Here is a 12,160-nt window from a genome sequence, read left to right as displayed (position 1 = left end):
GCCGGGAGCACCCGTCGGGAAAGGAAGACAGTGAACGTGCCCGCCCGTCCGACGCCGGTCGCCGCGACCGTGGAGGACCTGGTACGCGACTGGTACGACGCGCTGGGACGCGGTGTCCCGGCCGAGCAGCTGCTGCCGTACCTCGCCAACGGCCTGCGGATCGACCTGCCGACGGCGGTGGTGCGCGGCCCGCAGGAGTTCAGCCGGTGGTACCTGACGGACGCCTGCCTGCCGTTCACCCGCTGCAAGCCGGAACCGGCCGGCATCCAGGTCCGCGTGCAGTCGCCCGTCCACGCGATGGCCTCGGTGTCCGTGGCAGGCCCCGACGGCACGCCCGCCGCACGCCACGAGTGGTGGGTCGTGTTCCAGGACGGCGTGCCCCGGATCAGGACGATCGCGGTCGAGCCGCGGCCGTCGTCCGAGGCGCCGGCACCCGCGCCGCTGACCCGCACCTGAGACCGGTACGCCCGCCCGCCGCGCCCGCCGCGCGGCGGGCGCCGGCCGGCAAGCCTACGACTCGCAAGGGACCCACCGATGAGCCACAATCCGTCCGTCGACGGCCGGCTGACCGGCCGCCGCATCGGCATCCTGGTGGAGGGCGACTTCCTCGAAGAGGAGATCTCCTACTACCAGCGCCGCTTCGCCGAGGAGGGGGCCGAGGTCGTCCTGCTGACGCGCCTGTGGGGGCAGCCCTCGCTCCGCTTCACCGGCCACGACCGCGGCGCGCCGCTCACCGTCTCCGGCGACCTGGAGGCGCTCGACTACGCCGAACTGTCCCGGTACGCCGCCCTCGTGGTGCCGTCCGGCCAGGTCGCCGACCGGCTGCGCTACAGCGAGGACGTCGACCGGCTCGCGCCCGCCGTCGAGCTGATGCGCCGCGCCTTCCGCATGCCGCAGCTGGTGAAGGCCTTCTCCTGCCACGGCCTGATGCTGGTCACCGCCGCGCCCGAACTCGTCCGCGGCCGTCAGCTCACCTGCCACAACAACCTCGTCGGCGACGTGCGCAACATGGGCGCGCACTACACCGACCTCGACGTCGCCGTGGACCGCGACCTGGTGACGGGCCGCACCGTCGGCGTGAGCCACCTGCTGGCCCGCGCCGTGATCGACCGGCTCGACCCGCCCGCCGGGGCCGTGTCATGACCGGCGCGGGCACCGGCACCGGCGAGGGGAACGCGCAGCTCCCGTTCACCTACTCCGACACGACCGCCGGATACGTCATCGGCCGCCAGGACCGGCGCGTCGCGCTGCGCACCCTGGACGGCCAGGAGGTCACCGTCCACCTGACCGCGACCACCTCGGGCCGGCGGATGCGCAACCTCGGGCAGCCGTACGAGGACGTCAGCGGCAGCCTGTACGACGTGCTGCTGCCCGGCACGTTCGTCTTCTGCCACGGCCCGGTCTACCCCGAGGCGGACGGCCCGCACCACCAGGCGTCCGAGCTCACCGTCGTCACCGGGCCCGACGGCGCGTGGCCGTTCGAGCGCGACGGCTGGTGGGTGGAGCAGCTGCGGCAGCTGGCGCGCTTCTACCGGCGGTCCCAGTTCGGCGACGGCGAGATCGACTTCGGCGACTACCGGACGGAGATCCGCGGCAGCGGCCACAAGACGCAGGTCCAGGTGCAGGAGGCCGACACCGTCTCCCGCATGGTCTACGGCATGGCGAGCGCCTACATGCTCACCGGCGACGAGGACTTCCTCACCGTCGCCGAGCGCGGCTCGCGCTACCTGCACGACCACATGCGCTTCGAGGACCCGGACGAGGACACCGTCTACTGGTACCACGGCGTGGACAACACGGGGATGCGCGAATTCAAGCTGTTCGCCTCGGAGTTCGGCGACGACTACCGCGCCATCCCGGCGTACGAGCAGATCTACGCGCTCGTCGGACTCACGCAGACGTACCGCCTCACCGGGTCGCCCGAGATCCTCGCGGACATCGAGGGCACGCTGCGCCTGTTCGACAAGCACTTCGCCGACCCGGTCGGGGGCGGCTACTGGTCGCACATCGAACCGGTCACCCTCAGCCCGTTCCACGACGCGCTCGGCCCCAACCGGGCCCGCAAGAACTGGAACTCGGTCGGCGACCACGCCCCCGCGTACCTCTTCAACCTCTACCTCGCCACCGGTGACGAGCGCCATCTCCGCATGCTGGAGCACACGTTCGACATGATCGTGACCCACATGCCGGACCGCTCCGACCCGCCGAGCCCGTTCGTCCAGGAGCGCTTCCACGGCGACTGGACGCCCGACCGCACCTGGGGCTGGCAGCAGGACCGCGCCGTCATCGGCCACAACCTCAAGATCGCCTGGAACCTCACGCGCATGCAGGGCGCCGTGCCGAAGCGCGAGTACCGCGCCCTGGCCGAGCGCATCGGCGCGACCATGCCGGACCTCGGCCGCGACGTGCGGCGCGGCGGCTGGTACGACCTGCTGGAGCGCACCGCCGAGAACGGGCGCCACAACTTCGTCTGGCACGACCACAAGACGTGGTGGCAGCAGGAGCAGGCGATCCTCGCCTACCTGATCCTCGCGGGCAGCACCGGCTCCGACGAGTTCCTGACCCACGCGCGCGAGTCGTCCGCGTTCTACAACTCCTTCTTCCTGGACCACGACGAGGGCGGCGTCTTCTTCACCGTCCTGGCCCAGGGTCTGCCCTTCCTGATGGGCAACGAGCGCCTCAAGGGCAGCCACGCCATGAGCATGTACCACAAGGCGGAGCTGTGCTACCTCGCCGAGGTGTACACGCGGCTGCTGATCCGGCGCGAGCCGCTCGACCTGTGGTTCAGGCCGCGCCCCGACGCCGACTGGCCGGGGCGGCTGCTGCGGGTGTCGCCCGACGTGTTCCCGCCCGGCCGGGTCGTGCTGGACCGCGTGCTGGTCGACGGCGCGCCGTACGGGGACTTCGACCCGCGGGCCATGACGGTCCGGCTGCCCGCCACGTCGGCGCCGGTCACCGTCCAGGCCAGGGTGCGGCCGGCGGACGGGTGAGCGATCCGTGACCGCCGCCGCCACCACCGCGGTACCGCCGGGGGCGCACGTCGTCCCCGGCGGTGTCCGCTTCGCCCTGCGGACCGCCGCGCCCGACGCGTGGCTCGTGCTGATGAGCCCGGACGACGGGGCGGTCCTGCGGGAGATCCGCATGGACCGCGCGCCCGGCGCGGGGGGCCCGCACACCGTCACCGTGCCGGGGCTGGTCCCCGGCGCGTTCCACTACGGCTTCCGCGTCGCGCCCCGGCCCGGCGGGACGGGACCCTCGCCGGTGCTCCTCGACCCGTACGCGGCCGAGCTGGGCGGCGGCGGGGCGTGGGGGGAGCGGCCCGCGTACCGGTCCGCCCTGCCGGACGGCTCGTTCGACTGGGGGGACGACAGGCCGCCCCGCATCCCGGCGGCCGACCTGGTCGTCTACGAGCTGCACGTCCGCGGCTTCACCCGGCACGGCAGCTCGGGCGTCGCCAGGCCCGGGACGTACGCGGGGCTGCGCGAGAAGATCCCCTATCTGCGTCAACTGGGTGTCAACTGCGTGGAGCTGCTGCCGGTCGCCGAGTTCGACGAGACCGACAACACGTACACCGACCCCGCCACCGGGCGGCCGCTGCCGAACTACTGGGGCTACAACACCGTCGGCTTCCTCGCGCCCAAGGCCGCCTACGCGGCCGACCGCCGTCCAGGCGGCCCGGGACGCGAGCTGAAGGAACTGGTCAAGGCCCTGCACGCGGCCGGCATCGAGGTGCTGCTCGACGTCGTCCTGGGCCACACGGCCGAGGGCGACCGGCGCGGACCGCTGCTGTCGTTCCGCGCGCTGGACGAGTCCGCCTACTACCTGCTCGGCCCGGACGGCGCCTACCGCGACCTCACCGCGACCGGCAACACCGTCAACGCCAACCATCCCGTCACCCGCGCCTTCCTCCTCGACTGCCTGCGGCACTGGGCCACCGAGTACCGCGTGGACGGATTCCGCTTCGACATGGCGTCGATCCTCGCGCGCGGCACGGACGGCGCCCTCCTCGAAGAGCCGCCGCTGCTCGCCGAGATCGCCGCCGACCCGGTACTCGCCGGGCGCAGGCTGATCGCCGAGGCGACGGACGCGGCGGGCGCCTACCAGGTCGGCTCCTTCCCGCACCACGGCCGGTTCGCCGAGTGGAACATGCGCTACCGCGACGCCGCGCGCCGCCTGCTGGCCGGACGGCCCGGCAGCGTCGCCGAGTTCGCGACGCGCCTGGTGGGCTCGCCCGACCTCTACGCGGGCCGCCCGGCCACCGCCTCCGTCAACTACGTCACCTGCCACGACGGATACACCCTCGCCGACCTGACCACGTACGAGCGGCGGCGCAACGAGGCCAACGGCGAGGGCGGGCACGACGGCGTCGCCGACGAGGACAGCTGGAACTGCGGCCACGAGGGCCCGACACGGGACCTCGGCATACGGCGGCTGCGCGAACGGCAGGCACGCAACGCGTTCCTGCTGCTGCTCACCAGCCAGGGCGTCCCCATGTTCCCGGCGGGCGACGAACTCGGCCGCACCCAGCGGGGGAACAACAACGCCTACAGCCAGGACTCGCCGACCGGCTGGCTCGACTGGGCGGGGCTCGCGCGCCACCGGGACCTGTACACGTTCGTCCGGCGCTGCCTCGCGTTCCGCCGCGCCGAGCCCGTCCTGCGCCGCGAGCACCACCCCGTGGACACCCTGCCGGACGGCTGGTCGCTGCCGCCCGTGAGCTGGCACGGGGAGGAGCCGGGACAGCCCGACTGGTCCGAGGACTCGACGCTGCTGGCCGCGCTGCTCCACGAGGAACGCCCGTCGCCGGGCGGCCCGCCGAGCACCGTCTACCTGGCTGTCAACTCCGGCCACGGGCCGCGTGCCCTGCGCGTCCCCGACCCCCCGCCCGGCACCCGCTGGCACCTCTTCGCCGACACGGCCGCGCCGCCCGGACGGCAGGCGCACCGGGCGGGCGCGGAACCGCCGTGCCCGTCACCGCACCGTTCCCTGGCCGCACACAGCGCGCTGGCGCTGGTGGCCCGCCCCCTGAAGCCCGCCCTCTGAAGTCCGCCCTCTGAAGGAGGACGTACAGCCATGACCTTCCACGCATCGAGCGACACCCCCGGCGGCTCCGCCCTGGTCAGCCTCTCGCAGGACCCCGGCGACGCCGCGGTCGAGGCGTTCCGCGCCCAGGTCGACCACGCGCTGCGCGGCGGTCCGTCCCGCCTGGTCGTCGACGTACGGGACATGCCCGTCCCGACGGCGGCCGGGCTGCGCTGCATCGCCTTCGCCCAGCAGCAACTGCCGGGCCGGGCGCAGGTCTTCGTCGTCGGCGCGTCACCCGCCTTCCGGGAGGCCCTGCGCCTCGCCGGGCTCGACACCGCCGTCACCGTGATCGACGAGCCCACCACCCCCGCCTGACCGACCCCGCCCGCGCCCCCGCGCCGGCCCCTCAGGGAGCCGGCTCGGGGGCGCCTGCGCTCCCCACCACCACGACCCGCCGCGCGCACCTCTCCGCCAGCCGGTCGAGACCGCGCTGCGACGCGCTGCCCGACGGCGCCGTGTACGTGACGAGGTGCTGGTCCGGCCCGTCGTGCAGTTGCAGCGCCTCGTAGTCCAGTGTCAGCCGCCCGACGACCGGATGGTCGAACGTCTTCCGCCCGCTGCTGCGGTCCTCCACGTCGTGCATGGCCCACATCGCGCGGAACTCCGGGCTGGTCCCGCCCAGTTCGGCGACGAGGGCGGCGATCCCGGGATCGTCCCGGTGCCGCGCGGCGGACACCCGCAGATGGCTGATGCCCTGCCGCGCGACGCGCTCCCACTCCGGGTAGAGCGACCGCGCCGCCGGTACGCGGAAGAGGTGCCACACCAGGTTCCTGCGGTCCTCGGGCATCGCGGAGAAGTCGCCGAACAGCGCGGACGCCGCGTCGTTCCAGGCCAGGACGTCCATCCGCCGCCCCAGGACGTACGCGGGCGTCGGGAACAGGACGTGCAGCAGCCGCCGTACACCGCCGCGCACGTGCTCGGCGGCGGCCGACGGTCGCGGCGCGTTCTGGTCCCTGGCGAGCAGGTAGAGGTGGTCGCGCTCCCCGGCCGTCAGCAGCAGGGCGCGCGCCAGGGAGTCGAGCACGGACGACGACGGGCGTCCCGCGCGGCCCTGTTCGAGCCGGATGTAGTAGTCCACGCTGATCCCGGCGAGCTGGGCCACCTCCGCGCGGCGCAGCCCCGGCGACCTGCGCCTCCCGCCGCCGGGCAGCCCGTGCGCCTCGGGAGGTATCCGGCTCCGGCGCGAGCGCAGGAAATCGGACAGTTCGCTTCGGATGTCCAAGGCGATCGCCTTTCTGTGAGGCGACGGCAGCGGCCGGCGGACGGGAAATGCCCTGACGCCCGTTATGCCGGAGTCGCGCCGCGCTTCCGGTCATGCGAGCGTTCAATCCTAGTGCGGCTCGGCAAAGGGGGAACAAAAAAACCGCCCAATGCCGCCTTTTCTGCCTGACCACAACATGGTCTGGAACGTTCCCGCGCCGGACTGTAATGTGCCACGTCTCCCAGCCGAGAGGCTCGGCCCCAGCAGAAAGGAAGCGCAAGATGAAGTTCGGGCTCTCCGTGTTCGTCTCCGCAGAGACCAACAATCCGCAGGAGCGTGCTATCACACCCGCGGAGTTGGGCGCGGCCGCCGAGGAGCGTGGATTCGATTCCGTCTTCGTCGCGGAACACACCCATATACCGGCGCTCGACATCTCCCTGCCGGGCGGCGAGCCGATGCCGCGCTACTTCTCCCACATGCTGGACCCGTTCGTCACCCTGACGTCGATGGCGGCGGCCACCAGCCGCATCCTGCTGGGCACCGGGGTCATCCTGCTCAGCACGCGCGACCCGATCATCACCGCCAAGGAGGCCGCCAGCCTCGACCTGCTCTCCGGCGGCCGGCTGGTCTTCGGCGTCGGCACGGGCTGGATCACCGAGGAGATCGCCAACCACGGCGTCGATCCGGCGCGGCGTTTCTCGGTGCTGCGCGAGCGGCTGACCGCGATCACCCGCATCTGGGAGCAGGACGCGGCCGAGTTCCACGGCGAGCACGTGGACTTCGGGCCCGTCCTGTCGTGGCCCAAGCCGGTGCAGCGGCCCCGCCCGCCGGTGCTGCTCGGCGGCTGGAGCCCGAAGATGCCGCAGCGCGTCCTCGACCTCGCGGACGGCTGGATGATGCCGCCGCTGTTCGACATCGACCGGGTCGAGAAGGAGGTGGCCGGCATCAGGAAGCTGGCCGCCGAGCAGGGGAGGCCGCAGCCGCGGCTGAGCTTCTTCACCGGCGGCGACCCGGCGGAACTGGAGCGCGCCGCCGCCCTCGAACCGGAGCGCGTCCTCTTCTTCGCCGACCCGTGGACGAAGGACGAGACGCTGGCGAAGCTCGACGAGTGGGCCGCGGCCATGGCGGAGTACGGCGGCTGACGCGCCCCCGCCGCGAGCGGGAACGCGCGGGAACGAGAAGGGCCCCCGGCCCCCCCGTGACGGTACGGGGGGCCGGGGGCCGCGCGCTCGCCGGGCCCCGGGGCGGGGACGCGGCCGGCGGCGCGCCGTGATGGCTCAGCGTGCCTCGGGGCCGATGACCCAGTGCTGGCGCAGCAGCAGCGTGTGGACGTAGTCCTCGTTGAGGAACGCCGCGCGGTCCGCCAGGACGGCGGCGCGCTCCGGCGTCAGCCTGGCCTCGGCCAGCGCCGCCAGGTCGTCGAACCAGACGTGGTAGGCCACGTCGAACGGCGGCTCGCTGATCGCGTACCAGCCGTCCCGCGTGAACGACTGGTAGAAGCGCCGCACGCCGGGCACCTCGCGCACCAGCGGGGCGTGCGTACGGCGGCTGTACTCCCGGAACTCGTCCCGCGACATGCCCTCGCGCCGCTTGCCCAGCACGATCAGCTTGACGCCCGGCTGCACGGCGTCCTCGGGCTCGCCCCGCACGACGGTCTCGGTGTCCGTGTCGAGCACCACGGACTGCCAGAACGCGGCCCAGCGCGGCTCGTCCAGGCGGGCGCCCTCCAGGAACTCCGGCGTCTGCAACGAGGCGACCTGCTCCTCCTCGTTCTCCAGCCAGATCTCCGCGACACCCTGCCACAGCGGGTTCTCACCGGGCTGCGGAATGGTGGTGTCGACCGCGTACCGCTTGATCTGCGGAATCCTGCTCGCATAGCGCACCGCGTGCTCCTCGACCCAGTAGCGCTGGAACTCCTGGACCGTCATTCCCGGGCGCGGCGCGGCGAAAATCAACTGGTGAATCATGGCGGACTTCCCCCTCAGACCTGATAGCGGAGCTTGACGTCCTCGGCGAAGCCGAGGTAGTCACGCAGCGGCCAGACCTCTTCGAATTCCAGGTACTCGCGCATCGGAAGCCGTCCGAGCGCGGTGCGGTCCAGCTCCTCGGCGTCGGGGGAATCGATGATGGCGATGACGCGCTTCTGCGCGGCCACCTTCCAGATGCCGACGCAGAAACCGGAATCGACCGTCTCCTGTGCGTGCTCGGCCTCCTCGCGCTCGATCTCCCACAGCTCGTCGAGGGTGATGCGGCCTTCGTGGTTCCACTTCATCTGGACGTAGAACAGCATGGTCCGGCTCCTTCACAGGGGATGCAGGGAGTGACTGGGGATGGTGCTGGTACGGGAGGGCGCGTCCGTCACCGGCTGAGCGCGACGACCAGCGGGTGGCCGGCGCCGAAGCTCTCCTCGGCGATGTCGCGCGGGGTCTTGCCGTCGTGGCCGACCAGGTCGGTGCGCGCCCCGGCGGCGAGGAGGACGCGGGCGCACTCCTCGTAGCCGTGCCACAGGGCGTCGTGCAGCGGGCTGTACCCGTTGGTCGCGCCCTGGAAGTCCAGGTCGATGCCCGGCGCCTCGGTCAGGAGGCGGGTGATGTCGGCCCGCCCGTTGTAGACCGCTTTGTGCAGCGGCACCGCGCCGAACGTGGGCTCGGTCGCGTTGACGTCGGCCCCGGCCGCGAGCAGGTCGCGGACGATCTCGGTGTGCCCGTCGCGGGACGCCACCAGCAGCGGGGTGTGCGCGTCGTTGAAGCCGTTGACGACCGGGAAGCGCGCGTCCACGGCGGCGCCTGCGGCCAGTTCGGCGCGGGCGGCGGCGGCGTCACCGGCGGCGACCGCGGCCATCAGCCGCTGCTCCTGGGCGGCGCGCTCGTCGGCCGCGGTGCGGTCGGCGAGCAGCTTCTCGGCGGCGAGCAGCTTCTCCTTGCCGCGCGTGTTCACGTTCAGCTCGTACTCGAAGTGCTCGCGCAGCGAGAACCCGTAGTGCGTGTACAGGCCGAGGCCCGCGTTCTGGTCGAGCAGGTAGGCCACGATGTCCGGCCACTTGTACCAGAGCGCGTCCATCAGCGGCGTGTGGCCCGTGGTCGGGGCCACCGCGTCGATGAAGGCGCCGGCGCCCACGAGGACGCGGATCGTGTCCAGGTCGCCGCGCTGCACGGCCTTGTGGAGCGCGGTGCCCCCGGCCCTGCTGTCGGCGGAGTGGACGTCGGCCCCCGCCTCGACCAGGGCGGCGGTGACGGCGGCGTTCCCGAGTCCGGCGGCGGTCTGGAGGGCCGTCAGGCCGGTCTCCGTGTCGCGCTGGTTCGGGTCGGCCCCGGCGCCGAGGACGCGGTGGACCTCGGCGAGGCTCCCGCTCCGGACGGCGGGCAGCAGCAGCGCGTGGGACTCGGCGCGCCACATCGCGACCTCGGCCGACGAGTCGAAGACCACCTTGCAGTGGGTCACGAGGCCGTCGTCGCCGTAGGTGAGGAAGGTGGTGAAGTCGGTGGGCGCCTCGGTGCCGCCCGCCTTGTGGCGGATCAGCTGGCGGGTCTGGACGACGGCGTTCGCGCCGTCCACCACGACGGCCCGGCGCTCGAAGGCGACGATGTCCACGAATTCGCCGCGCAGCCGCAGGTGTTCGGCGAACCCGTCCCGGCCGGTCCAGTTCCCGTAGCCCGGTATCCGGGCGTTCAGCTCGTTGCCGGGGAATTCGAGGGCGACATCGGGTGCCATCGCCCCGAGGACGCCCTCGGCATTGCCGCCCGCCACATCGGTGAAGAGTTTCAGGACGAGGGCTCGTGTGGTTTCCGTGTCGGCCATACGCTTCTCCCGGGTAGTGGGCTCGTCGGTCTTTTCCAACGGACTTCCGGTGGGTTCGCCTTCGAGTTAACCCGCCGCCGGAGCGGCGAGACAGCGCACGGGACCTCACGGCGGAGGCTTGTACAAGTTGACGCAGTGGACGGAGGTGACGCGACGGCCGTGGCGCGCGTCCGGCGCCTCAGGCGTCGTCGCGCCGGAGCCTGCCCAGCTCCGCCTCGGCCGCGCCGAGCGCGGCGCGCAGCTGCTCCAGCTCGCGCGTCAGGCGGAGCACGTCGTCGGCCGGGGCGCACCCGGCGCCGGCGAGCGAGGCGCGCCCGCCGTCCACGAACGTGCGCTTCCACACGCTGATGGTCTGCCCCGACAGCGAGTTGCGGCGGGCCGCCTCGGCCGCGGACACCGCTCCGCTGAGCACGCCGAGGACGATGTCCACCTTGTCCTGCACCGGCAGCGCGGGCCGACGGCCCATGGCGATCCCCTCCCCTGAGACGCCCGACCTCTCGCGGCCATCCTCCTCCGCCGCCGCCCCGCGGAGAAGGGACGAGCGATGGCTAGTACTCGCATGACTGGTACCCGACGGCACACCGCCGCCCTCGTCCGCGGGGCCGCCGCGCTACTTCGTTCACTCACCGTTGCCCCCGCGCACGGCGACCGGTCACCATCGCGGCAGGAACTCCGGATATCGCTCCGGCGCGTACCCGCCGCTTTTCCGGCGCGCGGGGCCCGGGGTCCGGACCGGCGAAAGGGAACCGCAATGGACGGAACACGTGAGGTCGCCTCCGGATGGTTCGAGGCGCTGACCGGAGGTGACATCGAACGGGCACTGGGATTCCTCGACCCCGAGGTCGAATGGATCAATTACTCGCCGGTGGCCGGTTACAACGACGACATGGAATGGATAGGCACCTGCCGCGGCCCGCAGGAGGTCCTGGCCAGTTTCCAGACCTTCGTCGGCGCGGTGGACGTGGGCGCCGAGAGCCTGGTGCGGCTCGTCGTCGACGGCGACGAGGCCATGGGCGTCATCCACGAGACGGGCACCGTCAAGGCGACGGGCCGTCAGTTCGAGATAGAGTTCATCCAGTGGCTCACCGTCCGGAACGGGCGGATCACGCGCTGGAAGTCGTACACCGACCCGTCGCAGATCATCCGGGCGATCCGCGCACAGTAGACCTTCCCCCGGGCCGGTGTCCGCGCTGCCGAGCGCGGTCCCGGCCCGCCGTCATGCCGGGAGGCAGTCATGTCAGCCCAGACCCCGTCAGCCCGGAACGCCTCCGGCGGCCGGGCCGGTTCACCGGTGGCGGTCGTCACCGGCGCCAACCGCGGCATCGGTCTCGAAGTCGTCCGCCAGCTCGCCAAGGCCGGCTACACGGCCGTCCTCGGCTCCCGCGACCCCGCCAAGGGCGAGGCCGCGGCGAAGCCGCTGATCTCGTCGGGCCTCGACGTCGTGCCCGCGCGGCTCGACGTGGACGACGCGGCGACGGTCGAGGCCCTCGCCGCACGGATCACCGACACGTACGGCCGCTGCGACGTCCTTGTCAACAACGCGGCGATCCTGTACGACACATGGCAGCGCCCGGCCACCGCCGACCTCGACGTGGTGCGCCAGGCGCTGGAGACCAACCTGCTCGGCGCCTGGCGCACCACGCAGGCGTTCGTCCCGCTGCTGCGCGAGAGCCCGCACGGCCGGATCGTCAACGTCTCCAGCGGCGGCGGCTCGATCTCCGGGATGGGCGCGGGCGCCCCGGCCTACTGCGTGTCGAAGGCGGCGCTCAACGCCTCGACGCGGATGCTCGCGGCCGACCTGCGCGCGCACGGCGTCCTGGTGAACGCGGTGTGCCCCGGCTGGGTCGCCACCGACATGGGCGGCGCGGGCGGGCGGCCGGTGTCCGAGGGCGCCCGGAGCGTCATGTGGGCGGTCGAACTGCCCGACAACGGCCCCACCGGCGGCTTCTTCCGCGACGGGCGGCCGCTCGACTGGTGAGCCGGTGACCGTGCGCCGGTGACCGTTCGCCGCACTCCGCCCGGCCCCTCGGGGCGGGCGGAGTGGGGGGGGGGGGGGGGGGGGGGGGGGGGGGGGGG

13 protein-coding genes are annotated in these 12,160 nt (G+C 72.8%); 8 read left to right on the top strand and 5 right to left on the bottom strand.

The window, feature by feature from the left end; translation table 11 throughout:
• The first annotated feature begins 36 nt into the window (after window positions 1–36).
• From ACL02R_RS25220 to ACL02R_RS25200, 5 genes are all read left to right on the top strand, one after another.
• Window positions 37–456, top strand: a complete 420-nt coding sequence (locus tag ACL02R_RS25220; RefSeq protein ID WP_412799259.1) for a hypothetical protein — start codon at window positions 37–39, stop codon at window positions 454–456.
• A gap of 78 nt (window positions 457–534) precedes the next feature.
• Window positions 535–1,143 carry a DJ-1/PfpI family protein gene (locus ACL02R_RS25215; RefSeq protein WP_412799258.1) on the top strand — a complete coding sequence of 203 codons (609 nt, stop codon included), beginning with the start codon at window positions 535–537 and terminating at the stop codon, window positions 1,141–1,143.
• Complete coding sequence (locus ACL02R_RS25210) at window positions 1,140–2,990, top strand: AGE family epimerase/isomerase (RefSeq protein ID WP_412799257.1); 1,851 nt, start codon at window positions 1,140–1,142, stop codon at window positions 2,988–2,990. Before ACL02R_RS25215 ends, ACL02R_RS25210 begins: the two co-directional genes overlap by 4 nt.
• Before the next feature lie 7 nt (window positions 2,991–2,997).
• Window positions 2,998–5,043 carry a glycogen debranching protein gene (locus ACL02R_RS25205; RefSeq protein WP_412799256.1) on the top strand — a complete coding sequence of 682 codons (2,046 nt, stop codon included), beginning with the start codon at window positions 2,998–3,000 and terminating at the stop codon, window positions 5,041–5,043.
• Between the two features lie 30 nt (window positions 5,044–5,073).
• Window positions 5,074–5,400: an STAS domain-containing protein gene (locus ACL02R_RS25200; RefSeq protein ID WP_412799255.1), complete on the top strand. Its 327-nt coding sequence runs from the start codon at window positions 5,074–5,076 to the stop codon at window positions 5,398–5,400.
• Between the two features lie 31 nt (window positions 5,401–5,431).
• Here the strand turns inward: ACL02R_RS25200 and ACL02R_RS25195 are convergent, their stop codons facing one another.
• Window positions 5,432–6,307 (bottom strand): helix-turn-helix transcriptional regulator, encoded by an 876-nt coding sequence (locus tag ACL02R_RS25195; protein WP_412799254.1) that lies wholly within the window; start codon window positions 6,305–6,307, stop codon window positions 5,432–5,434.
• A gap of 260 nt (window positions 6,308–6,567) precedes the next feature.
• Here ACL02R_RS25195 and ACL02R_RS25190 point away from each other — a divergent pair, with 260 nt between their 5' ends.
• Window positions 6,568–7,428 carry an LLM class F420-dependent oxidoreductase gene (locus ACL02R_RS25190; RefSeq protein ID WP_412799253.1) on the top strand — a complete coding sequence of 287 codons (861 nt, stop codon included), beginning with the start codon at window positions 6,568–6,570 and terminating at the stop codon, window positions 7,426–7,428.
• Window positions 7,429–7,563: 135 nt separating this feature from the next.
• Here the strand turns inward: ACL02R_RS25190 and ACL02R_RS25185 are convergent, their stop codons facing one another.
• From ACL02R_RS25185 to ACL02R_RS25170, 4 genes are all read right to left on the bottom strand, one after another.
• Entirely contained in the window at window positions 7,564–8,253 is a 690-nt protein-coding gene (locus tag ACL02R_RS25185) for an EthD family reductase (protein ID WP_412799252.1), read from the bottom strand.
• 14 nt (window positions 8,254–8,267) lie between these two features.
• On the bottom strand, window positions 8,268–8,576 hold the full coding sequence (locus tag ACL02R_RS25180; RefSeq protein ID WP_362967306.1) for a muconolactone Delta-isomerase: 309 nt from the start codon (window positions 8,574–8,576) through the stop codon (window positions 8,268–8,270).
• Between the two features lie 68 nt (window positions 8,577–8,644).
• Window positions 8,645–10,084, bottom strand: a complete 1,440-nt coding sequence (locus ACL02R_RS25175; RefSeq protein ID WP_412799251.1) for an ankyrin repeat domain-containing protein — start codon at window positions 10,082–10,084, stop codon at window positions 8,645–8,647.
• A 178-nt stretch (window positions 10,085–10,262) separates the two neighbouring features.
• Window positions 10,263–10,550, bottom strand: coding sequence for a transposase (locus tag ACL02R_RS25170; protein ID WP_412799250.1), 288 nt, complete (start codon window positions 10,548–10,550; stop codon window positions 10,263–10,265).
• Window positions 10,551–10,835: 285 nt separating this feature from the next.
• On the opposite strand from ACL02R_RS25170, the gene ACL02R_RS25165 reads away from it, so the two are divergent.
• Both ACL02R_RS25165 and ACL02R_RS25160 read left to right on the top strand, forming a co-directional pair.
• Window positions 10,836–11,249, top strand: a complete 414-nt coding sequence (locus tag ACL02R_RS25165; RefSeq protein ID WP_412799249.1) for a nuclear transport factor 2 family protein — start codon at window positions 10,836–10,838, stop codon at window positions 11,247–11,249.
• A gap of 69 nt (window positions 11,250–11,318) precedes the next feature.
• Complete coding sequence (locus ACL02R_RS25160; protein ID WP_412799248.1) at window positions 11,319–12,062, top strand: SDR family oxidoreductase; 744 nt, start codon at window positions 11,319–11,321, stop codon at window positions 12,060–12,062.
• Window positions 12,063–12,160: the final 98 nt, after the last annotated feature.

It is taken from the genome of Streptomyces sp. MS19 (genome assembly GCF_047200595.1).
Taxonomy (GTDB): Bacteria; Actinomycetota; Actinomycetes; order Streptomycetales; family Streptomycetaceae; genus Streptomyces.
Note: the sequence above shows the minus strand (reverse complement) of the source record. Positions and strands in the feature narration are given on the sequence as shown.

Bases quoted from the DNA above. Each gene is read 5' to 3' on its own strand.
- ACL02R_RS25215 (WP_412799258.1), top strand. From the start codon at position 535: ATGAGCCACAATCCGTCCGTCGACGGCCGGCTGACCGGCCGCCGCATC.
- ACL02R_RS25210 (WP_412799257.1), top strand. From the start codon at position 1,140: ATGACCGGCGCGGGCACCGGCACCGGCGAGGGGAACGCGCAGCTCCCG.
- ACL02R_RS25200 (WP_412799255.1), top strand. From the start codon at position 5,074: ATGACCTTCCACGCATCGAGCGACACCCCCGGCGGCTCCGCCCTGGTC.
- ACL02R_RS25190 (WP_412799253.1), top strand. From the start codon at position 6,568: ATGAAGTTCGGGCTCTCCGTGTTCGTCTCCGCAGAGACCAACAATCCG.
- ACL02R_RS25185 (WP_412799252.1), bottom strand. From the start codon at position 8,253: ATGATTCACCAGTTGATTTTCGCCGCGCCGCGCCCGGGAATGACGGTC.
- ACL02R_RS25180 (WP_362967306.1), bottom strand. From the start codon at position 8,576: ATGCTGTTCTACGTCCAGATGAAGTGGAACCACGAAGGCCGCATCACC.
- ACL02R_RS25175 (WP_412799251.1), bottom strand. From the start codon at position 10,084: ATGGCCGACACGGAAACCACACGAGCCCTCGTCCTGAAACTCTTCACC.
- ACL02R_RS25170 (WP_412799250.1), bottom strand. From the start codon at position 10,550: ATGGGCCGTCGGCCCGCGCTGCCGGTGCAGGACAAGGTGGACATCGTC.
- ACL02R_RS25165 (WP_412799249.1), top strand. From the start codon at position 10,836: ATGGACGGAACACGTGAGGTCGCCTCCGGATGGTTCGAGGCGCTGACC.
- ACL02R_RS25160 (WP_412799248.1), top strand. From the start codon at position 11,319: ATGTCAGCCCAGACCCCGTCAGCCCGGAACGCCTCCGGCGGCCGGGCC.